12 protein-coding genes are annotated in these 23394 nt (G+C 62.8%); 4 read left to right on the top strand and 8 right to left on the bottom strand.

Annotated elements, in window-relative coordinates:
• Positions 1-8: 8 nt before the first annotated feature.
• The 3 genes from GV819_RS20070 to GV819_RS20060 form a co-directional block, all read right to left on the bottom strand.
• Positions 9-2027 carry a hypothetical protein gene (locus GV819_RS20070; RefSeq protein ID WP_256667548.1) on the bottom strand — a complete coding sequence of 673 codons (2019 nt, stop codon included), beginning with the start codon at positions 2025-2027 and terminating at the stop codon, positions 9-11.
• A gap of 72 nt (positions 2028-2099) precedes the next feature.
• On the bottom strand, positions 2100-3833 hold the full coding sequence (locus tag GV819_RS20065) for a thiamine pyrophosphate-binding protein (RefSeq protein ID WP_161757786.1): 1734 nt from the start codon (positions 3831-3833) through the stop codon (positions 2100-2102).
• Positions 3820-5577: a flavin monoamine oxidase family protein gene (locus tag GV819_RS20060; RefSeq protein WP_256667547.1), complete on the bottom strand. Its 1758-nt coding sequence runs from the start codon at positions 5575-5577 to the stop codon at positions 3820-3822. The genes GV819_RS20065 and GV819_RS20060 overlap by 14 nt, the downstream gene beginning before the upstream one ends.
• 419 nt (positions 5578-5996) lie before the next feature.
• On the opposite strand from GV819_RS20060, the gene GV819_RS20055 reads away from it, so the two are divergent.
• The gene (locus tag GV819_RS20055) at positions 5997-7037 is read left to right on the top strand and encodes a hypothetical protein (protein WP_161757784.1); all 1041 of its coding nucleotides are present in this window, start codon (positions 5997-5999) and stop codon (positions 7035-7037) included.
• Between the two features lie 107 nt (positions 7038-7144).
• Here the strand turns inward: GV819_RS20055 and GV819_RS33035 are convergent, their stop codons facing one another.
• Positions 7145-8320: a glycoside hydrolase family 19 protein gene (locus GV819_RS33035; protein WP_218579769.1), complete on the bottom strand. Its 1176-nt coding sequence runs from the start codon at positions 8318-8320 to the stop codon at positions 7145-7147.
• Positions 8321-8591: 271 nt separating this feature from the next.
• Between GV819_RS33035 and GV819_RS20045 the strand changes: the two genes are divergently transcribed.
• The 3 genes from GV819_RS20045 (at position 8592) to GV819_RS20035 (ending at position 18311) form a co-directional block, all read left to right on the top strand.
• Entirely contained in the window at positions 8592-9104 is a 513-nt protein-coding gene (locus tag GV819_RS20045; protein WP_161757783.1) for a hypothetical protein, read from the top strand.
• A gap of 132 nt (positions 9105-9236) precedes the next feature.
• Positions 9237-16793, top strand: coding sequence for a glycosyl hydrolase family 18 protein (locus tag GV819_RS20040; RefSeq protein WP_161757782.1), 7557 nt, complete (start codon positions 9237-9239; stop codon positions 16791-16793).
• 342 nt (positions 16794-17135) lie between these two features.
• The gene (locus GV819_RS20035) at positions 17136-18311 is read left to right on the top strand and encodes an acetyl-CoA acetyltransferase (protein WP_161757781.1); all 1176 of its coding nucleotides are present in this window, start codon (positions 17136-17138) and stop codon (positions 18309-18311) included.
• 3 nt (positions 18312-18314) lie between these two features.
• On the opposite strand, the gene GV819_RS20030 is transcribed toward GV819_RS20035, so the two are convergent.
• From GV819_RS20030 to GV819_RS20015, 4 genes are all read right to left on the bottom strand, one after another.
• Entirely contained in the window at positions 18315-19574 is a 1260-nt protein-coding gene (locus tag GV819_RS20030; RefSeq protein WP_256667546.1) for a hypothetical protein, read from the bottom strand.
• An 18-nt stretch (positions 19575-19592) separates the two neighbouring features.
• Complete coding sequence (locus GV819_RS20025; RefSeq protein ID WP_161757780.1) at positions 19593-21005, bottom strand: amino acid permease; 1413 nt, start codon at positions 21003-21005, stop codon at positions 19593-19595.
• Between the two features lie 160 nt (positions 21006-21165).
• On the bottom strand, positions 21166-22227 hold the full coding sequence (locus GV819_RS20020) for an ornithine cyclodeaminase (protein ID WP_161757779.1): 1062 nt from the start codon (positions 22225-22227) through the stop codon (positions 21166-21168).
• 58 nt (positions 22228-22285) lie between these two features.
• Entirely contained in the window at positions 22286-23314 is a 1029-nt protein-coding gene (locus GV819_RS20015) for a histone deacetylase family protein (RefSeq protein WP_178125078.1), read from the bottom strand.
• Positions 23315-23394: the final 80 nt, after the last annotated feature.

Raw genomic sequence — 23394 nt, 5'->3', positions numbered from 1 at the left:
GACCGCCGCTACAGCTTCGGCACCGGGCTCACCGTGGCGTTGCGCCAGGCGGTTTGCAACTGCTCGTCCAGCAGCGCCGGCACGCTTTTGTCGGGCTGGCTTTTCAGGCTCAGCTTCAGTCCATTGAGGGAGCGGCCGCTCAGGCGGTTACCGGCCAGGTCCTCACGGAATACCTGTTCGGCCTCGGCATAGCGCTTTTGCGCCAGCAACGCATAACCCAGGGATTCGCGCAGGGTGTAGTACCAGTCCGGCGGTTCGTTGTAGGCGAGGGCGTCCTGCACTTCTACGGCCTTGCGCCAGGCGGCGATCTGTTGTTGGCCGGAGTCGCCATCCAGGGCCTGCAGGTCGCCGTTGAGGCCGTCCTGCTGGTTGTTGAAGACCTCGTTGCCCAGGCGCTTGAGTGCCGCCAGGTCCAGTGGGCCGGCAGTGCTGGACTGGGCTCGGTTGATCAGGGTCAGGTTGGCGATGCGCAGCAGTTGCAGCGCCGGGTTGTTGCCGTATTGCAGGGCCTGTTCGCCTGTCAGCGGGGCTGCGGCGGCGGTTTGCCAGAACCCTTTGAGAGCGTCGCGCGCGCGGTCCTGGGTCAGCTGCTTGGCGCTCAGTTGCCGATAGGCCTGGGCATAGGCCTTCATCAGCCGGGTGTAGGGCGCTTTCAGCTCGGTCCAGTTGTCCGGGGTGTTCTGGTTGGCGTCCTTGCAGGTCTGGTTGATGTTCGCCAGGCCGGCGTCGATCTTCGGCTCAATCCGCGCCAGGGCGTCCCAATCCTCGAAGCGCACGGCGAAGTAGTAGGGCACCGCGTAGAAGTAGTCGCTCTTGGTCCTGATCTCCGCGGGGTATCGCTGGCAGAGGAAGGGCACCGTCGAGTATTGCGTGGTGTTCTCCACCAGCTCCTCGGCCATGTTCAGGGCTTCGTTCTGGCGCCCCTCGATGGACAGGGTCCAGGTCAGGAAGTGGATGTTGTGCCCCAGGTAGTGCAGGGCGTAGGGGCTTTGTGGTTGGACCTGGTGGGTGTAGGCACGGTCCACCGAGACCGCGGTGTAGTTGGCGGTGCTGGCGAGTGCGTTGTTGCCGGTGCGCTGGTAGATGTGCGATGCCATGTGCACCAGGTGGCCGATGGCCGGGTTCTGATCGCGGAAACGATCGGCCATGGGCAGGCCGCTGTCGGGGAACGGCGACTCTTCGATGGCGTGGATATAGAAGTGATTGGCCCCGGTGTGCTGATTGTCCTGGACCAGCACCCGGTTCAGCACTTGCAGCGCCTCGTAGGCGGCCGAGGTCGGCTGCACCTGATCGGAAATCGCCTCGGTGCCTTCCCACCACTTCCAGGGGCTGAGGCTGAGCAGGGCGTCGGCATACAGGGTGGCGGCATCGAGGTCGTCGAAGTAGTTTTCCGCCAGGGCCTTCATCGCGGCGGCGTAGCGCTTGTTGCCGGCGTCGTCGAGGCGGACTGTGCCGTCCTGTTTGCTGTAGAGGGCGAGGAAGGCCTTGGCGTAGTCCACTTCACGCTGCAGTTGCCGCTGGCTGAAGGCTGCCTGGGCAGCCGGGGCCTGGAGGCGAGCATTGGCGTGTTCCAGGGCCATCAGTGCTGAACGGTAGGCCAGTTGGTTGCAGCCGGTGGTGGCGATGCTGTTGATGTTCGAGTTGGCCGACAGGGCGATGCCCCAGTAGGGCATTGTCGAGCCTTCGTCGAAACGGCTGGCCTGGTAGAAGGCGCGGATCGCCGCGGAGAAGTTGAAGCCGTATTGCAGGGCCATGCCCTGGCTGTAGAAGGCCTGGACCTGGTCCGGCTGCTCGAGGCTGACCAGCGGGTAACGGGTGCCGCCAAGGCCCGAGAGCAGTTGGTCGGCCTCGGTGTCCTGAGGGCTGACGCATTGCTGCAGCACTTGCAGGTAGGGCGTGTCCGCCGGTAACGGGGTGAAACTGATGACGTGTTCGTCAGCACCATGGCCCATGGTGTGGGCCTGGGCACCGCAGGTGGCGAGCAACAGGCCGACGGCCAGGGTGTTGCGCAGGAAGGGAACGTCCATGATTCGTTGCTCCTTGGGGAACATGGGCAGAGCTGCAGGAGTCGGCCAGCCGGCTCCTGCAAAGGGCGTGGTTCAGTCGTTGGCGTGGCTGTGGCGAGCGACGAACAGCGGGCCGTCCGGCTGGGCCAGGCGCTTGATTTGCGGCGCCAGGTCCTGGTGCGGGATCACCACCTGGATCAACGCCGGGCGATCCTTGATCAGCAGCAACTGCGGCAGCAGCTGTTCCAGTCCGGAGCGGGTCGAGACCTTGAAGCCTTCGGCGCCGAAGCCTTTGGCCAGGGCCAGGTAGTCCCAGGTGGGCAACAGGTCGAAGGGTGCGAACTGGCCGCCCGGCTCGAAGGCATTGATGTCGACGAAGGCCTGCTCGATGGCGTAGGCCTCGTTGCTCATGACAAACACCAGGGCATTGATGCGATTGCGTGCCAGGGTCGACAGCGACTGGCAGATCGTCATGAAGCCGCCGTCGCCGGCCACCACGATCGGCCGGCGGCCGCTGCCCATGGCCACTCCCAGGGCGCAGCCGGTTTCGTGGCCCAGGGAGCCCCAGATAGCATCGGCGACAAAGCTGTCCCGGGGCAGGCCATTGAGGTTGCTGGCGGCATACAACGCTGAGCTTTCACCCAGGATCAGGCTGCTGTCGGCCCACAGGTTCTGCTGGCAAGCGAAGCGCTCGAGGATCTCCAGGAACAGTTCATAACCCAGCGGGTCGTCAGCACTGCCCTGTTTCAACAGCGCAGGCCGGGCGGCGGGTTCCCGGGTGTGGTTGCGCAGGGGGAATTCGCTGTCCAGGCCCATGGCCCCCAACAGCCTTTGCAGGTATTGCGGCAGTGGCACATGGGGGTAGTACTGCAGGCCGGTGCGAGCCACTTGAGTGTTGACCAGGATGATCCGGCTGAAGTCCTTGGCCAGCAGTTGCAGGTAGTCGTCGGTGAAGATCACCCCCAGGGCGAGGATGCAGTCCACATCCTTCATGAAGGCCTGGGTCCACGGGCGCGAGGCGGTGCCAGCGTAGGTGCCGATGAACTGCGGATGACTTTCGTCGACCACGGTCTTGGCTTCCAGGCTGGTGGTGAAGGGCAGGCCGCTGGCCTCGATCAGGCGCATGACCTGCTCTTGCAGGCCGAAGCGGGCGACCTCGATGCCGAGCATGATCAGCGGCGAGCGGGCGCTGCCCAGGCGCAGCAGGCTGGCCTCGATGGCCGCGCGCATCGAATCCTCGTCACAGCGTGCGGCCAGTGCTTGCAGTTCGCCCTGGGGTGGCAGGCAAGGTTCGCCCCAGACGTTCTGCCAGGCTTCCAGGTAGATCGGCCGACGCTCGCTGATGGCCTTGACCAGGGCCGCATCGATCAGCGCCGGAGCGCACTGGCTGTCATCGAGGATCAGGCTGGCCACGGTCACCGGCTCGAAGACCTTGCGGCCCACGTCCAGGTCGCCGGTGGAGTGGTGGAACAGCACGTCCTGGGACCAGATCAATTGCCGGTTTTGCGCCGAGGGGCTGGCACTGATCAGCACCACCGGATTGCGCTCGACATAAGAGCCGGCAATGGCGTTCAGGCCACTGAAGGTGCCGACGCTGTATTGCAGCGATACCGCGCCGATCCCGGCATAGCGGGCGTAGCCGTCGGCAGCATAGGCCGCGGCCATTTCGTTGACCTCGCCCACCGCGTCGATGCCGTCGAAGTCGTCCAGGGCTGCCATGAAGTGCGAGACGTAGTCGCCCGGTACCTGGAACACCTTGGTCAGGCCCAGTTGCTGCAGGCGGGTCAGCAGGTAGTCGGCGACGCTGAAGGCATTACTGCTGGCCATGATCGATCCCCTCGTAGGCGAACGCGGTGACCTTGCCCAGGGTCTGTGCGCAGTCCTGGCACGGCAGCGGCTCGGCGCCGGGCAGGGCGCAGCCATTCGGGGTCGGCACGGGCAGCAGGGCATAGCTTTTCGGCAGCCAGTCAGGGCGCGTCAGGCCGAAAAAATCTTGCAGGGTCGACTCGGCCACGGTCAACGCGCCCTCCACCCAGCCCTGGCCCATGGAGTAAGCCTCGCCGACGATGTGGATCTGCTGGTCCGGCACCGGATGGCGCATGCGGCAAAGGATCTGGTCGATCCGGTAATTGGCTTTCCATTCGTGCCAGCCGCCGCCATATGGGTCGGCGTCCCAGGCGTGGTAGACCGCCGAATAGGGCCGTGGCAGTTCCACCTGGTCGTGCACCTGGGTGACCTGCATCTGCGCCACCCGGACCATCTCGTCGCTGACTTGGAACTCGGTCTTCGGCACCACCTGTGCAGCCTGCAGGCGTCCGTTGAGGCTGGCCGGCAGATGGCCGACAAAGGGGGCGCCGTCCTCCAGGCCTTTCCAGAAGGGCACGGTGCCGATGTCGTTGTAGGAGGCCATCAGCAACGAGTTGAGGGTCGGCTCGCCGCCGGCTTGCTCGCACTCGGTGCCCATGTAGTAGACCTGCCGCACCGGCAGGTCGGTGACCGAGCGCCCGGCCACCAGCCCGAGGCTGCGCCACCAGGGTTGTTCATAGGCTAGGAACAGCTTGAAGGCCGATTGCATCAGCACTGAACCGAGGTTCTCCTTGAGCCAGGGGTCGTCGAACAGTGGCGCGTCGATCAGTTCCAGGGCGCGGCGCGGCATGGCCAGGATGATCTTCCTGGCCTTGATCACTTGGCTGCCCTCGGCGTCCCGGGTGCTGCCGTGCTGGGTGTGCGTGCTTTGGAAATGCAGGCGATAGGGAAAGTCTGGGTCCTTGGCGTAGGCAATCTTCACCAGGCGCTGGTTCTTCTGCACCCGCTGGTTGCCGGGCAAGATCCCCGGCAACTTGCGGAACTTCGCCTCCAGGGTCAGTGGCAGGCTCTGGAAACCCTGGGTCAGGGTTAGAAAGTCGGTGTCGTCGCTGTATTCGGTGGCGGGCAGTTGGGTCACCGCGCTGGCGTTGGCGACGTTGGCGTCGTAGCCCCCCGCGTCTTTCATGAACTGGTAACCCTCGTTGCTCATGACCCGGTACAGCAAGTCCCAGAAGCCGTATTTCCAGATCTCCTTGCCGAACACCTTGACCTGCATCTGCTGGCACAGGCTGAGCTGATCGAAGCCTGGGTACACATAGTTCATCACCTTGACCTGCAGGTCCTCGGGGCCGAAGCCGCGCTCGGACCAGGCCAGGTCATAAGGGATCTTGTGCGGTGCTTCCTTGAAGTCGCGATAGCGAAAGCGCTTGCCCCGCAGGTAGAACAGGTTGTTCTGCGAGCCGATCGGCGGCGGTGCGCCCATGGGGAATGGCTGGCTGGGCAGGCGCAGTTGCTTGACCAGGTTATCCACCAGTACATGGCCCTTGGGGCCGGGGATATAGCGCATGCCACCGACTTCCGCGACCACATTGGGCAGGCCCGGCAGGTTGATACTGAACAGCCGGCCACCGATGCGGTCGCTGTATTCAAACAAGCCGATGCGCAGTTTTTCACCTTGTTCATGTTGCAGGCGCCAGGCGCTGTAGGTGCCGGACGCCCCCCCACCGACCACCGCGACATCGAGTTCGAGTTCTTGAGGTTTCATGCTGAATTCCTTTTCGCTGGAAGGCGGACAGGGAGGTCCGTTGGCGACGTAGTATTGTTCAGTTCTGGCGAAATTCCAGTTTGCCATCATTGTCGGTTTCGGCCCGTGCAGCCGGGGACTTGCCATTGATTGTCGGACAATGTAAAGGCGCTGATACAGTCTGTGTCGCAGGCCTCGGGTCGGCGGCAGGCGCAGAGGCCCTTGGATCAGGGCAAGGTCTGCACGCGGTAGGTGCCGACCGGCGACCACGGTGGCGAGCCGATAGTGCAGGGGGGCAAGCCCTTGATGGGTTTAAACACTGAATGTCACGCACTTCAGGGCAGGTATGATCGCTCCTTTGCCAATCGCCGATCTGTCAGCAAGCACAAGGCCCTGCAGGCGAGCCGCTTTCCAGGTCTCTTGAGGAGTTGTCGATTCATATGTTCAAACCCTTGGCATGTATCGTTCTCAGTAGTTTTTTCCTCACCGCGGCGGTTGCCGATACGGGATTGAGCGGTGTCTGGGAGGGTGTTCTCGACGGCCAGGAAATCAGGCTGTGTTTCAACTCTTCAGAGCCGGCCACGGCGGGTTTGTATGAGCTGGACCGGGCGACTGTGCAAGCACTGGGGTTGGGCCGCGACGTGGGTGTCTGGAGCGAGCCGGAGAACAAGGCGCGCTGGATGTTCAAGGTCGCTGAGTCGGGAGTATTGAACGCCGCCAGAACGGCGAGTGTCGACGGTCATGAACAGCGCCTGCGCCTGCTGCGACAAAGCGGCACCAGCAGCGCGGACAACTGTGCCAGTGAGGCCTTTCGCAAACCCGTGGAAACCGCGTTGTCGAACACCCGGCTCAGCCGTCGTGACGTAGCGGGTTATCCCTATGAGCTCAGGGAGCGTTATGGCCAGGAGGTCATGGTGCTGGTGGGAGAGGGTGACGTGATCGCGAAGATCAATGCGGACTTGTCGAGGCTGTCCAGCTATCCCGGGCAGGCGCAGACCTTTCACGAGCAACTCGGGCAATCGCTGTTGAACTATGCCAAGGTCGAGGTCGATGAACGTGTCGTCTCGCCTTACTACCGCTCGGAGAACTGGGTGACATTCAGGTTCTATCAGTGGGCCGCCGGTACCGGGCGCAATGGCATCAGTTGGGGATTTCATACCTGGGATCTGTCCAGTGCAGAGGAGGTCGATCCCTGGAGTTGGTTCGGCGCGAAGTTCCAGTGGCGCGATGCTTACTCGGGCAGTGTGCAACTGCCAGACAAACTGCGGCTGTGGCTGGCTTCCCAGGTTGAAGTCGCAGAGGGCTGTAGCGCCCTTGCCGAGAATGACAGCTACAACCTGACGTTCGATCGTCAGGGCATCCGGCTGACGACGCCGGCCTATGGTGATGGTTGTGAACTGGATCGTTCGTTCACCTGGGAGCAAGTGCAACCCTTGCTGGAGGAACCGGGCAGGAAAGTCCTGGCGCGTTTGCGGCACTAGAACGCCAGACGGGCTCCCGAGTACTGAACCGCGGGAGCCCGCAGGTGATGGCCGGGGTCTAGATCAACCCGCGGGCCTCACCGCTGGTGTGGGGCGATCGAGTCCGGCTATTTAACAGCATTCAGTGCGTTGAGTACCGCGTTGTACCGGCTGGTGCGATCCGCAGCGCCGTTTTGGCCGCCATTGATGACCTGGGTGATGCCCACAAAGTTGCCGGCATCGGCTTTTGCATTGAAGTTGTTGTTGCTCCAATAGAGGCCAGCAGAGTTACCGGCGTGAGGTTGTTGTTCCAGCAACTCCGGGTGGTTGATCAGATCCAGCCCCAAGGCTTGTCCTACCGACTGGTACATCGCTTTTCCGGAGATCTGAAAATAACCCCGTCCCCGGTATTTGAAACCATCTCCAGGCTGGTCATTGCCCATTCGCCCACCGTAGGCAATTTCAGCAATCTGCTGGGGCTGGTAGGCCACCTGTTGCGCTTGAGCAGGGGTGAAACGATTGGGCCAGGAGTTCATGATCGCTGCCGCGCTGTAGTTGAGGTTCTCCGTGACCCTGGTCAGGTTCAACGATTCATGCCCGGCCTGTGCGACAAATGCGGCAACCCGCTCCTTGGTATTGATCTGGTTGGCGCTCATCACGTTTTCGAGGGTGCTGTCGAACGTCAGGGTCTTGGCTGCCTCGAAGTTGCCCAGGCGGGCGTTCAGGTTCTGGAGCGAAGCGTTCAGCGAGGCAACGTTATGGGTCAAGGTAAGGCCGGCCATTTCGTTGTCCATGACCTGGGACAGGTTTTCCCCACCGCCCTTGAGAATGTCTTTGACGACGTTCTCCTTGGTTCGTGCCAGGTAATTCTGCTGCGGCAGGCTGGCCAATTGCTGCTTGGCCTGTTCCAGTCGCTCCGATTGCTCCTTGATCAATTGCTGCAGGATGGGAATCGAGACCTTGATCTGATCGATTGGGGACGGGTTGGCCGCCAGGCCTGCCGCGCTCCTGAGGGCGTTGATATCGGTTTGCAGGTTCTGGTCCAGATGTTCCCGTTCCCACTTGGCGTTGGCTTCAATTTCCCCTCTGGCTTCCAGGTATTGCAGGGGCAGATAGGTGACCCAGTCGACCCCGATGTCCACATAGGAGTCATGGCTGGGCCAGCTTTGCGCTTCGGCCATGGTTCTATCGATGACCTCATTGCCGGGACTGATCCGGCCCAGGTTGACCCTGATAAAACCAATTCGAGTACTACTGTAGTCGTAGGATGGGTTTGCATAGATGAAGGTAGGGGCTATTTCCATTGTTTATCAACCTTTGCTGAGAGTTTATGTGGATACCGAAAGGGGCCGATCCAGGGTGGAGAGGCATTGGCTTTCGGGCATCTATATGCACAAATGCATTGATATGCATTTGTGCGAACTGTACATGCATACAGTGCCTCGGGCAAGGTGGTAATGATTTTTATTCTGCATCGGGTTCAACGGCTGTGCAGCGTGCTGTCACGCTGGTCGCAGGGCGGCTGCAGGGTTTATCCTGCGCCGCTCAATTACCGATAGGGATCATCGACCGATCATGCATGACGATTCACACTCGCCAGACTGCAGTTGCTGCCTGGACCACGACAGCGCCCACCAGGGCGTGCTCGACGCCCTGGAATTGATGGCGGGCCACCCCGAGGCCAGCGAAGACGAGATCGTCCAGTTGCTGCTAGAACGTGGCTACTCGCCCATTGCTGCGCAAAAGCTCACGGTCTTCGTGCCTTCGGCGTTCTCCTGGATAGTGCTCAAGCGCCTGGGGGTGAAACACCTGCCCAATCACTTCATCGCCCTGGATGAGGCGGGCCAGGAGGTACGGGTTCCGGTGTCCGGCCAGCACTATTTCACCGCCGCGCTGACCCTGGCCTACGACACCTTTGAAAACGGCTGGAGCAAGATCCTGCCGCGCAAGACCTACGAAAGGGTTGCCGGCCGCAGCGCCGAAATGGCTGCGGCCAATCAGGCCCTCTATCGCGGTGAATCCCTGCAGGGCACCGCGCTCGAGCCCTTGCGCGTGCTGCGCCTGGATGCCCGGGCGATGCTGGAGTAGAGGCCGGCGCGGTACTTCGTCTGCTTCGCCCGGCAAAGAAGCATCACAACGGCTCAATTGCAGCGTTCTAGTTCCGGTAGCCAGTGTCGTGCGCACCCGCGTGGCGACCAAACCCCGGTCAGGAGCAGCTAGATGCAAGCACAGTCGAGCAATGGATTGCAGTTTCTATTCGAGAAGAGCAAGGGCGTAGATACCTACTACCTCTACAACGCTGGCAATACCCCGATCACGTTGCAGGAGGTGAGGATTGAAACCAATGTGTTCATCGGACGTGCGACGGGACGAAACCTGATCACTGAAACCCGCGGCTGGATGCATCAGGCCGCGGACTTCGAGCCTTCCAACGACGATAAAATCCAGTACCTGCGTTTTCTGATCCAGGGCCAGGTATCGCTTGGCCAGGTAACAGTGCCCATCGGCATGACGGTCAGCCAGCTGTATGAAGAGTTCTTCTGCTCCTGGAACCAGGGCATGATCCGGCCCGGCATCCAGATGACGCGTGAGGAGAAACCCACGCATTTTGTCTTCCGGCTGACTTACGCCAAAGACAATCTGCTGGAAATCGGGCCTTACGAGCAGGTCAGCTTGTCCTGCGCCAACTCCTTTTATGGCTTGCCCATCCGTTCTCCGGTGGCGGGGGTGCAGTACCTGCCCAAAATGTCGGTGACGCGGGTACTCAGGCCGCAAGAGGTTGCCGGCGAGACCCAGGCTTCCAGGAAGAAACTCAATCGCGACGAGGATCTTGCGTTGCAGGCACTGGTCCTGGCGAAAGACGAAACCGAGAGACGCACGCTGGACCGCACGATGGCCGGCAAGGCCAGGTCCAAGGACCTGACGCGGCGCCTGGTGGGTTACTACGCCAACTACTTCATGTTCGAGCGCAATTACTTCGTCACCGATATTCCCTTGGATCAAGTCAACTGCATTTCCTATGGAATGATGGCGCTGCAAGGTGATGGCAGCCTGATCAGCAGTGATGAATGGGCCGACAACTATCAGATCGCGGCGTTGCAGTTCATCAAGGAACTCAATCCCAGCCTGCATATCTCGTTGATCGTTGGCGGCTGGCCGAAATGCCCACCGGTGCACTTCTACCTGCTGGAGGACTCGGCGCAGCTGCCTGGGGCCAGTACCAAGCCGGGCATCTTCCAGATTTTCCATGTGCAGAACAGTGACCAATGGGCGTTGTTCTACAACCAGAAGCCGGCGTTGTTGATCGATCATGCTCCATCCGCATATTCCTACAGCGAGAGCGACCCCACCGGGCTCTTTGATCAGGATGCCCCCAAGCGAGGCTTGTACCGGTGGTTGCATGAGCATGGCAAACGCTATCTGGGGCGCGAGCTCGAGCCAGGCGAATCTGACGGTGTCGATGATGAGATCCTCGAGCTGGTGGGCTTGCTGAGCAATGCTTTCGCTGTGCAAAAGGACGTGGCGCCTTTCGCCGCGCAATTTCGCCGGATCGCCAAGGACCCGCTCCTGCGCGCGCGCCTGGCGGAGTCGGCCAATACGGCGGTCACCACCCTGGGCTTCGACGGTTTTGAAGTGGATTGGGAGTACCCGGAAACTTCAGATACTGCGGCCTTTGTCGAGCTGGCCCGGGATTTGCGAAAGGCCTTGGGCAGCAAGAGCCTGTCCATTGCCGCCGGGGCCTCAGCGAAAAAGGTCAATGCCTTTAACATCGAGCAGTGGCGAGCCATCGGTGCGGTGGTCGATCACGTCAATATCATGAGCTACGACTACTGTGGCACATGGTCGAGCACTTCCTGGTTCAACACGCCGATGAAGGCTCCGGCCACCTCGATACCGGGCATCGACCCTACCTTTTGCCTTGAGAGTACCGTCAATACCTACCTGCACCTGGTGGCCGAGAACTGTCTGACGCGGCGGCAACTGAACCTCGGCCTGGCGGGTTATGGGCAACTGGTGTTCGTGGAGAGGGCGGACGATCACAACAAGGGGCTGCTTTGTCCGCAGGTCCCCAACAAAGAAGTCATACCCCTGATGGCCGGGGCCGATAAAGCCGGTGCGGTGCTCTACCGGGATATTGTCGCGGCACGGGAGGTTGGCGGCTATCGGCCGCAAGAACTCGGAAAACCCCAGTTGGGGTGGTCCGGGATGATTTTCATGGCCGCCCTGGAGCCTACCGCCAAGGTACCTTTCGCCTACCGCAGTGCTTCCGACACCCGGTATGGCCTGTCGCTGAGTTATGACGATCCGCGCTCCTTGCGGCAGAAAGTGCGCCACGCCCTGGAGCAGCAATTTGGCGGGGTGATGATCTGGGACCTGTCCGGGGACGTGGACGTGCATCGCGCCGACTCGCTGATCGCCGCCATCGCCGACGAGTTGCGTCAATGCCATCCGGCCACTGCCATGCCTTTGATCGAACAGGAGCAGGATCCCTGGTTGAGCGCTGCCCGTGAGAGCAACGAACTGGTGGCCCCGAGGGTGTCCAGCCAGGTGCAGGATTATGGCGCGCTCGCGCAGACGATCTGCCAGCCACTGGGCAGCGATCAGATTCTCGCCCTGGGGATGTTGCCCTCTGCGGCCGTGCTGGTGTGTACCAGCAAGGCTCTGTCGTTGCTCACGGCCCGTGGCGAGAAGGAATTCGAGAACCGTCGCAGCTATGATGTGGCTTGTGCTTCGGCTCGGCTGTTGCCCCTGGGCAACGGCTGGCTGGTGCTGCATCAGGATGGCCAGTCGGTTCAGGTCCTGAGTCAGCGCGATAGCGCTTTTCATCTGGAACGCAAACTGTCCGATGTCACTCAGGTGGTGCCGATTGGCACCCGGGGCGTGGTGCTGCTGCACCAGGGCAATGTGCTCCAGTGGTGGTTCGACGAGGCCGGTTGGAGCGAGCAGGAGCGGCACTGTCACTCGCCTATCGCCTGCCTGGCACCGTTGCCCAATGGTGACGTGGTGCTGGTGAGCGGCAATGGCGAGGTGCTGCTGTGGCAGGTCGGGTGTGAGCTGCAGACGCTCAGTGGCGCGGCGCAGCAGCAACGGGCGCTGTGGCCTCTGCTCGATGGCCGGCTGCTGGCCTGGGGCAAGTCCGGGGAACTGATCCTGTGGCAGTTGAAGGGGGCCGCAGGGCAACTCCCGCGCCTTGAGCAGAGCCGATTGCCATGGAACATCAAGGATCTCGATTGGCTCGATTGCCTGGTATTGCCCAACGGCGGGTTCGCTCTCCTGGCGCGCAACCGGCTGGTGCTGTGGCGGGCGGTGGAAGCCGGACGAACCTTCGAGGTTGTCCAGCAATTGACCCTGCCGGACACCCAGGCCATGACGCTGTTGGCCGATGGCAGCCTGTTGCTGGCTCAGGGGCAGAGCCTGCAGCGCTTGGGGTTCCCGTGCTGGCCTCAGGTCCAGGAGTCGCGATTCACCCCGTGGCAGGCCATGGACAAGGACGCCCGGACCTCCTTGCACTGGTTGGCTCGGCGCGGGCGCAGCGCCACCTTGGAGCAGTTGCTGAGCGACGGCGCCCCGGCGGACCTGAGCAGTGGCCAAGGCCGAACCTTGTTGGCCGAGGCGCTGCAAAGCCGGCAGACCGCGACCGCGGCCTTGTTGCTCAGCGCTGGCGCCCCTTTGTGCCATCCGGATGACGCGGCGGTGCACAACCGGCTGTTGCAGGAGGAGGTCCTTGCGCAGTTGCTGCCGGCTTCGCTGAGCGCGGTACTGCCGGCGCAAAACTGCCTGCCGGTGCTCAAGCAGGAGTTCACGCTCGACTGGCTCGAAGCTTCGCAGCGCCAGTTCCTGTTGAGCTATCCGCTGCTGACGGCGCGGATGGCGATCGCCGTCTACCTGTTGTTGCCGAGCCTGGCCGACCGTATCCAGAACCTGCTGTCGGTGTTTGTGATCGATGACGAGTGCCTGGAGCTCTTGCAAGGGCAGCACCCGGAGCTGGCGACGCCGGTCAAGGCCTTGCAGGGCCGCACTTATGCCAATCCACAGGCGCTGGATGAGGCACTGGCCGCCTGTGTGGCATCAGGGCAGCAGGTGCCGGTGCAGTGGCCACAGTGGCTGCGCGATGCCAGCCGGCGTACCGCGCCGGGACTGAGCGGAGAAGCCCGGTACGACCAGGCGCTCTATGATCGTGGGCGGCAGATTTTCCAGGCAGTGCTCGATCTGGCCCTGGAGCAACCCCTCGGGCCCTTGCAGCACAAGCAACTGCTGGACCAGCTCGCCGCGCTCGCGGCACCGCAGCCGGGCGCCTTGCTGTGTGTAAAAGGCGAGCTGTCGCTGGCCGACCTGCCCCAGGACACCAAGGACTTCCTGACCCTGTATCCGCGCGCCGGGCAGTTGCTGGTCACCCAGCTCAAGGTCTGGTCACCCGAGCTGGTGAAACTGCTTGAGCAGTACCTGGAGAGCGTTGGCGTGGTCGCTGCCGGCAGCGGCAGGGAGCTGGATGGCGACTCTACGGATGTAGCGCACCGGGCCATCCGCGCTTTGCTGGTGGCTACGGTGCAACCGCCCATGAGCGAGGCTCAGGCGACGGATTTTCTCAGCCGCCAGGCCCCGCGCCCCTGGTCGCCAACGCTGGACCCGTTGGGCATGTCCCTGGCCCGGGCCAACTGGTCTTTTGATTGTGCACCCGGTGGCCCCGCGGGCAACGATGAACGGCTCAGCGCCAGCTATGCCGCTTCTGGCCATGCGCTGGACCTGCCAGGGCAGGTGCCCGGTTCGTTGCCACTGCCAGGCACGGACCCGGCCCCGAGCTTTGGTGGTACCAAGGATTACATCGCCCAGGTACGCAAGGCCGGGGCGAGCATGGTGGACAAGTCCAAGCCGGGCAAGGACAACTTCGAGGTCAATAAAAAGCGCAATTTCGACCGGGTCGAAAGCAGCCATCCACTGAGCTCGCAGATCAATGCGGCGCAGGATGCGCTGTTGCTCAGCTATCGGGGATTCGATGAGTTCAAGGCGCAGACACAGACGCAGATGGCGTCCCTGAAATACGACCCCATGAGTACTGATTCGGTCAACGCCGCCTACAAGGCCGCCGGTGGTGTCGGCGATGTGCGCTACTTGGACGACGGCGTGAAGAAGGGCTACATCGACACTCAGGTCGAGGAAAAGACGCAGCTGATCAAGCAGAAAAAGAGCGAGTTGGACAAGGAAAGCGCCGACCTGAAGAGTTTGAAGGAACAACGCGCGCTTGAAGTCTCCTGCGACCCGTCAGTGCGCAAATGGGAGGAGCGCCAGGCGACCCTGAAAAAGTGGAATGACAGCCTCGACCAATCCCGTGAAGTGCTGGAAGGGATCGGCAGTGCTTCACGCTTCACCCGCATGATCGGCAACCTGTGCATTGGCGATGGCGATGAGAAGAGCACCTTCAACAAGGTGATGGACTACATCGACATCACCGTGAGTATTGCGGTGGTGGCGGTGGACACCATCAAGGCCGTGGCCAATGCCTTCCAGGCGTTCCAGGGCGGCAGCAAGCTGGGCGGGGTCATGGGGATCGCCGGTGCGGTGTTCAACATCGCGGTCAGTCTGTTCAACATGTTCAATCCCCAGCCTGATCCTTACCTGGAAGCGGCCAAGGCCATCTCCAAGCAGCTCACCCAGGTCTATGAAAACCTCAGTAAGCAGTTGGATCGGGTGATGCAGCAGTTGCAGGGGTTGAGCCAGCAGGTGAGCATTCTCAATCATCAGATGGACGCACGTTTCGATGGTTTGCAGCGTCAGCTGGATGAAATGTCGAACCAGCTCGGCAGTTCCCTGGAGCGCCTGAACAATGCGCTGGTGAGCGGCTTTCGCATGAGCCGCGCAGAGCTGCGTTCGGCGACCCAGCAGACCTTGGCCAGCATCGTCTGGAGCCACGACGACCTGGCCAGCCGGATGGCGCTGTCGAACCGGGAACTGAGAACCGACCTGGCCGGACTCAGTGCCTTGATCAATACCCAGATACTGGCCGACCTTGAGGAAATCGACGTCATTCTGAGCAATGCCGGGCGTGAACAAGGCAAGCCTTGCGCGTTGCTCGCGCTGCGCCAGGATCCAGCACGCTTGCAGACCCTGCGTGATCGCCTGGACAGCGGCCTGCGCCACAAGCTGCTTGCCGGGGGCATTGCGCAGCCCTTGGCCGAACTGTGCTTCGACAGCTTTGACCCAGCGGCGCTGATGGACAGTGCCCAGACCCAGGCCACCGAACATTTCGCCGAGTGTTTCGCGTTCTATTACTCGGCTCAGCAGTCCGATTCTTACGACCGTTCGAGCAAGGTCTGGCGTTCGACTGTCGTCGCCTTGCCCCTGGCCCGGCACTATGTGCGTATGCAGTCGTGGTACGCCCCCTGGCTGGAGAACCCGCTCAGCGTGATGGGGCCGGTGTTGGAGCTGGTGGAGTCACCGGTGGCCAAGTCCCGCGAGTTTCTGCTCGAGCTGCCTGGCAACACGGGCTTTTTCGAGCATTTGCTGAACCAGTACCTGGATCGGGCGCTGAGTTTGCACGGTGCCTGCCAGAGGGTGGCGGTGCGTGAGTTTGGCCAGAGTTTGCGCCTGCCCACCGAGCGCCTGACACAGACCCCCTACCTGTTGCCGCTGATGTTCGATCGCTTTGCCCGCCTGGCCTTGACCGAACTGGTATCGGAGACCGTTGCCAGCGATCGCCCCGAGCGCCGTGACGATGACCTGGCCGCCGTGCAAGCGTTTCTCAATGCCCCCGCCGGCAATTGGCGGCTGCAGAAAATCGGCCGGACCCTGGCCCTGGGGCACGCTTTGGGCACCTGCGATCTGTACCTGGCTGGCGACGACTCGCAGCGCCAGCTGGGCATGGTATTCGCCGGTCGGAGCATTGGCCTGGTGCAGTTGACGTTGCAGAACAACCGCTTGATCAGCGCCCGGTTGCTGGAGCAGGACAATGCGCTGTTCGCCGCCCTGGGGCAACTCAGCCAACAGGTGCGACAGCAGTGGATCGCCACTTACAACCGTCGCATCCCTATGGATTGTGCCGCTGAGCTCAAGGCCCTGGACACCAGTGTTTCCTGGTTGGCGCTGTTCCTCGGGCTGGCAGGCCTGAGCACCGAGCAACTGGCGCGGGTTCTCGGTTCGTGCTGGGACAGCCAGCGGGTCCAGGGCTATCTGCAACGCCAGGGGGCCGGCCCGGGCCCGGCAGCGGACCAGCTGTCACCGCCGTTTGCCCAATTGGCGTTCTATACCACCGACCTGGTGGAGCAGGCCAAGGGACTGCTCAAGAGCGTGTTGGGCGAGGTGACGCCGACGACTGTGCAAGAGTTGCCATCCCTCAGGGATCGGCTGTTGACGGAGTTGGATGCCCTGCTGCTGCAGACGCGGGGCTTGCGGGATGAGCTGGCAGGCACGCGGATCAGCCAGGCCTGGCTCGGCCAGGGAGTGGCGGTGCAGGATGGCTGCATCTGCCTGACCCAGGAGCAACTGCGCAGCGGTATGACCTTGCCGGTCACGCCGGCTTTGCCACTGTCGCGCCGTAGTCGTCTGACCTTGTCGGGCAGTGGCCGCTTCAACCTGACCTGGAGCGATCAGACCGGCCAGTTGGGGGTACAGGCGGTGGACCTGGATCAGACCGGGATTGCGCAAGTGGAACTGGGCAGCAGCGAGGCCCAGGCAAAGCTGGCCAGCGTGGGTTTCAGCCTGGAAAACGAGGGTCCGCAAGCTTGGCTCGAAGGGGTATGGCTGATGGTTGAGGAGGAGCCGGGTGCGCCGTTGCTGAGTTGACTGCCGGCGCCCGGCATTCACGCTAGGGGATGCCGGGTGCTCGCCATGGGCGATGGATTTGAGCCAATCAGCAGTGTCTTCGATACTGGCTCCGGGCTGCTTTTGGCCCGGAGCTTTTTTTATGGGCCGCGAGCGATGGGCTTCCATGGCGTGGCGCATCGTTCGCCACTCACGCGCCTGCTGCTTGCCGTTCAGGTCGTCGACCAGAGACCGGGATGATTACCGTGCCCTGGCGTGGCTCGGACAGGACTTGCTGCTATACATAGTGACCACCCCCCCCGTGCGACTCATGCGCGGGTTGATTTCAGGGACTGCTCGCTACACGTACAGGAGAGCCTGCGCATGAACCACGAATCCGTTTGCATCGTCGCTGCTGCCCACACCCGCTTCGGTCGCCTCGATGGCAGTCTGGAAGACTTGATCGTCGAGGTCACCCGCGACGTCCTGGTGGACGCCGCCATCGATGCCGGGGCGATCGATGCGCTGTTTCTCGGCCACTTCAACTCCGGCCTGGTGCCGGATGGTTTCCCGGCCTCGCTGATGCTCCAGGCCGACCCGCAACTGCGCTTCAAACCTGCCACTCGCTGCGAGAACGCCTGTGCCTCCGGCTCGGCGGCGATCCAGGCCGGGATCAACGCGATCCGCAGCGGCGCCGCCGAGCTGGTGCTGGTGGTGGGCGCGGAGAAGATGACCGGCAACAGCACCGCCGAGGTCACCCGGGCGCTGGCCGGTGCCGGTTACCAGAATGACCCGCAAGAATCCGGGCAGAGCTTTGCGCAACTGTTTGGCGAGGTGGCCCGGCGCTACACCGAGCGCTACCAGAGCCCTCTGGCGGCGATGGCAGCGATAGCGGTGAAGAACCACGCCAATGCCATGGCCAACCCCCTGGCACAGATGCATCGGCCCATGGACTTTGCCCATTGCAACAGCGTGTCCCCGAGTAACCCGCTGATTGCCGACCCCCTGCGCCTGACCGACTGTTCACTGATCAGCGACGGCGCGGCGGCGATTATCCTGGCCTCGCCCCGGCGCGCCGCAACGTTTCGCCGTCAGGTGGCGATTCGCGCGCTGAGCCAGGTGAATGATTTCCTGCCCATGTCGCGTCGTGATGTGCTGGCGTTCGAAGGTCCGCAACTGGCGATCCAGAGTGCCTTGCACGGTGCCGACCTGCGCCTGGACGACCTGGGGTTCGCCGAGGTCCATGACTGTTTCACCATCGCTGAACTGCTGATCTACGAAGCCCTGGGCCTGGCCCCCAAGGGCGAGGGGCATCGCGCCCTGGACGAGGGCTGGGTAAATGCCGACGGGCGCTTGCCGGTGAACCTCTCCGGCGGCCTCAAGGCCAAGGGGCACCCTGTGGGCGCTACCGGGGTGTCGATGCATGCCCTGGGCTTTCGTCAACTGACCGGCGAACCCATCGGCCTCGCCGCCCGCTCGCCGGAGTTCGGCCTGCTGTTCAACATGGGCGGCATGGCGGTGGCCAACTACGCCTCGGTGTTGCAGGCCGTCAGAGTGTGAGGGTCAGGACCCCTGCGGCTTCCAGCATGCCGCAGGGGGCGCCAGGCTGGCACAGGCCGGTTTAGAGATGTACAGCGGGCCTGGCGGTTTGCGGCTCACTGCGCTGTTGCGGGTTTTGATGCAGTGGCGGGTATAGGTGTGCATCTGGTTGAGCCGTAAGCTGCGTAGCCCCTTGGGACAGATCAACAGCGTTTCACCGAAAGAGAACAGCTGAAAGCCCTGGATCTCCAGGTGGCGCTGCGAGGTCAGGCGGGTACTCCACATCAGCGGGTCCAGGTCATGCAGTTCGAGATCGTCCAGCAGGACGAAGCGTTCGATTCCGTCCTGCCGCACATCCAGCCCCCCGGCCGCTTTGTAGGTGATCTGGCTCATGGCCCCGGGCAGTACAAACAGAACCGCCAGGGCAATCATTACCACCGACAGGGCTGAATACAGGACCCGTTTGTAGAGGCTTCCGATCTTGCGGTAGAAAATCACCACCGGCAGCAACGTCAGGACCAGTATCAGCAGCGTCAACACTGCCACGTAGTGTGGAGAGTCACTGCTCACTTCGTTCACGTAGGCATTGAGTATCACCAGGATGGGGATAACAGCCGCGCAGAACGTGCCCAGCAGACAGATCATCAACACCACTAGAAAGTCAGTTTTGTCTCTGGTGGGCGTCAGGTTTTCTTTGATCAGCTGTTTGAATCCAGGGCGTGACAGCAGGCCTCCGCAACTGAGCAGAAACAGCGCCAGCAGCACAAGCAGGGATTGCCACTCCGGCAGCCAGCCAGGATCGTAATAAATGATAAAGACATATCCCGAGAATCCCACCAGGAACGGAGGAATCAGCCACAACACCACATCCTTCAGGCGTTCCGGGGTTCTGTGAAACAGGCTGGTGGATATCCCGAACAGCAGGGAGGTGACGGTTAGCAGAAACACAAACATGCTCATGAGCACCAGCACGATGACCAGCCAGATCACCAGTGCCGATTTCGCATCGACCGATGCCATGAACAGGTCGGTGCGACCAATTGCTCGGGTGTACATGTACAGGCTGATCAACCCCAAGCCGGCGGCGCCCAAGCCCATGACTGTGCCAATCTGGCCCCAGTAGGTGAGTACGCGATTGAGACTCTTGCGCAAGACTTCTTTAAAACTGGGTTCTGCGACTTGCATGCTGGCACTCCCTGGCGACATGGATGGCGCGGAAGTAGAGCAAGCCCGCAGGGTGTGTGTCGATGTTTTTGCGTCCTGTGCCGTTGGCGCAAGTGCCATCCTTGGCACTGTCTCGCTTCAGCGCGGGTATGCCGCCTGACCATGAACCCGCCCCTTGCGCCCGGCCGTGAGGCGATAGGCAATCCCCAGCCAGACAAACCACGCCGGCATCACGCACAGCGCCAGGCGGGTGTCCGGGCGCAGGGCCAGCAGGCCGAGGACGAACAGCAGGAAGGCCAGGGCAAACCAGGCCATGGGCACGCCGCCGGGCATCTTGTAGCGGGAGCGGGCGTGCAGTTCCGGGTGCTTGCGGCGGTACGCGATGTAGGAGGCGAGAATCGTCGACCAGGTAAAGATCACCAGGATCGCCGACACCGTGGACACCAGGGTAAAGGCGGTCATCACTTCGGGCACTACGTACAGCAGCAGGGCCCCCACCAGCATCAGCAGGGTGGTGAAGCTCAGGCTGATGACCGGCACGCTCTGGCCCGACAGGCGCTTGAACACGCGGGGGGCGTTGCCCTGGTCGGCCAGGCCGAAGAGCATGCGGCTGGCGGAGAACACGCCGCTGTTGGCCGAGGACGCGGCGGAGGTCAGCACCACGAAGTTGACCATGCCCGCCGCCGCCGGGAAGCCGGCAATCAGGAACAGTTCGACGAAGGGGCTCTTGCTCGGCGACACCTGCTGCCAGGAGGTCACGGCGATGATGCTGGCCAGGGCCAGTACGTAGAACAGGATGATCCGCAGCGGTATGGCGTTGATGGCCTTGGGCAGAGTGTGGTGGGGGTCGCGGGTTTCCGCGGCGGCAGTGCCGATCAGCTCGGTGCCGGCGAAGGAGAAGATCGCCATCTGGAACCCGGCGAAGAAGCCCAACAGGCCGTTGGGAAAGGCCGCTTGCCGGTCCAGCAGGTGGCCCAGCGAGGCGGTCACGCCGGAGGGCGAGACGAAGGAACTGGCGATCAGCACCAGGCTGACGCCGATCAGGGTGAGCACGGCGATGATCTTGATGATGGCGAACCAGAACTCCACTTCGCCGAACAGCCGTACCGTCAGCACGTTGAGGGCGAACAGGGTCAGCATCATGCTGATGGCGGGCATCCAGGCCGGCACCCCGGGGAACCAGTACTGGAAGAAACCGCCCACCACCACTGCATCGCCCACCACCGCCACGCTCCAGCTCAGCCAGTAGGACCAGCCGAGAAAGAACGCCGCGCGCGGCCCCAGGTAGGCGCCGGCAAAGTCGGCGAAGCTCTTGAATTGCAGGTTCGACAGCAGCAGTTCGCCCATGGCGCGCATCACCAGGTACACGAACAGGCCGATGATCATGTAGATCAGGATGATCGAGGTGCCGGACATGGCGATGATCTTGCCCGAGCCCATGAACAGGCCGGTGCCGATGGCGCCGCCCATGGCCATGAGCTGGATATGACGGTTATGCAGGGTGCGTTGCAGCGCGGGGCGCGCAGGGGCCCCGAGGGTATCTGGAGTCATCACAAAACCTCTTGATTTTATAGTTGTCGAGTTTTCGCAGTGGAAGGTGGCTGGGGCTGCGCGCTGTGGTTACAGGTCGGGGTGGCGCAACCGGTTCGGGTTGGGCCGCTGCACAGGGGCACGAGGCGTTTCCCTGTGCAGCGGCCGTGGGGGTGTTGTCTCAGCCCGTGGCCAGTCGGCGCGGGGCGTCTGTCGCAGCTTCGGGGCTCTGGTCGATCAGTTGGAACAGGTCCTTGATGTTGGCCGGGGTCGGCACCAGGTGGATCTGCTCGCCAATCCCGTGTTCGCGCGCCAGGTCGTGCAGGTAGCGCAGGGACGAGAAGTCCTCCAGGGCAAAGCCCACCGAGTCGAACACCGTGACTTGCCGGGCATGCTCGCGGCCCGGCTCCAGGCCCTGGGCGATGCGGAAGTATTCGCTCACCGCAAAGTCTGCCGGCAACTGTTGGATATCACCCTCGATGCGCGTCTGTGGCTCGAACTCGACGATCACCCGGGCGTTGCGCAGGATCTCGGCGTGCAGTTCGGTCTTGCCCGGGCAGTCGCCGCCCACGGCATTGAGGTGCATGCCAGGCTCGATCAGCTCCGGGGTGAGGATGGTGGCGTAGGCCTTGTCCGCGGTCACCGTGGTGACAATGTCGGCCCCCTTGACCGCATCGGCCACCGACTCGGCGATGCGCACCTTGAGCCCCGGCCAGGCGTGCAGGTTGTGTTGCAGCTTGCGCGAGGCGGCCGGGTCGATGTCGAAGATCCGCAGCTCATCGATGCCGAGCATGTCGTGGAAGGCGATGGCCTGGAACTCGCTCTGGGCGCCATTGCCGATCAGCGCCATGCTGCGGCTGTCCGGGCGCGCCAGGGCCCGGGCCACCAGGGCCGAGGTGGCGGCGGTGCGCACCGCGGTGGTCAGGGTCAGTTCGCTGAGCAGCACCGGGTAGCCGCTGTCCACCTCGGCCAGCACGCCGAAGGCCATGACCGTCAGCAACTGTTGGGCGGGGTTGCCGGGGTGGCCGTTGACGTACTTGAACGCGTACTGCTGGCCATCGTCGGCGGGCATCAGTTCGATGACCCCGGTGGGCGAATGGTTGGCGGTGCGCGGGGACTTTTCGAAGGCCTGCCAGCGCAGGTAGTCGGCCTGGATATAGCCGGCCATTTCACGGATCGCCCGGGCGACCCCCAGGCGCGAATACAGCGCCGCGGCCTGATCCACATCGATAAACAAGGTCATGTTGATTTCCCTCTCGGTCGGAACGTTGAACACTGCGTGGGAGCGCGCCGGTCGCGCGCTAGCGGTTGGCATGGCCGTGCAGCACATTGACCGCGTTGATGCCGATCTCATCCACCATGTAGCCGCCTTCCATCACGAACAGAGTGGGCGTGCCCACCGTGGCGATGAGCTGGCCCATGCCGAGGAAATCCTCGCTTTCCAGAAGGAAGTGGCTGATGGGGTCGTCCTTGAAGGTGTCCACGCCCAGGGATACCACCAGCAGCTCGGGAGCGAAGGCCCGCAGTTGCTGGCAGGCCAGTTCCAGGGCTTGGCGATAGTGCTGCCAGGTGGTGTTCTTCGGCAGGGGCAGGTTCAGGTTGCAACCTTCGCCGGCCCCGGTGCCGCGCTCGCTGGCATGGCCCGAGAAGTAGGGGTAGGACACGGCTGGGTCGCCGTGCAGCGAGACGAAGAACACGTCGCCGCGGTCATAGAAAATGTTCTGGGTGCCGTTGCCGTGGTGGAAGTCCACGTCTAGCACCGCCACCCGCTTGGCGCCCTGGGTGATGGCGTGCTGCGCGGCGATGGCGGCGTTGTTCAGGTAGCAGTAGCCGCCCATGTATTCCCGTGCGGCATGATGCCCGGGCGGGCGGCACAGGGCGAAGGCGCTGTCCTGGCCTTCGTCGATCAGCGCCAGGGCGGTGAGGGCGATATCGGCGCTGGTGCGCACCGCGTCCCAGGTGGTGGCGGTGATCGGCGAGCCGGCGTCCATGGCGAAGAAGCCCAGCTTGCCGTCAATGAACTCGGGCACTTGCTGGTTGGCCAGGTCGCGCACTGGCCACACCAGGGGCAGGGCGTCGTGGCGGCGGCCGGTGGCGGTCCATTCGCTCCAGGCGTGTTCCAGGAAGGTGACGTAACGCTCGCTGTGGGCGGCCACGTAGCACGCACGGTCGAAGCGCCGCGGCCCGATGATCTCGCCAAGCCCCACGTGGCGGACCCGGTCCCGTACGGTGTCGGCGCGGCTGGGCTGCTCGAAGGAGGGCTTGAGCACGCCATCCTTCAATTCGGTGCCATGGTGCAGGCGGTGGGATTCGCTGAAGACGGTAAGCATGCTGAACGCATCCATTGTTATTGTCCGGTGCAAATAGTTTGTTCCGGCATGGCTGCGATTTCTTTGCTTTTTATTCGGAT

The sequence above is a fragment of the Pseudomonas sp. Fl5BN2 genome (genome assembly GCF_009908205.1).
Classification (GTDB): domain Bacteria; phylum Pseudomonadota; class Gammaproteobacteria; order Pseudomonadales; family Pseudomonadaceae; genus Aquipseudomonas.
This window is presented reverse-complemented; position numbering and strand designations above follow the sequence as displayed.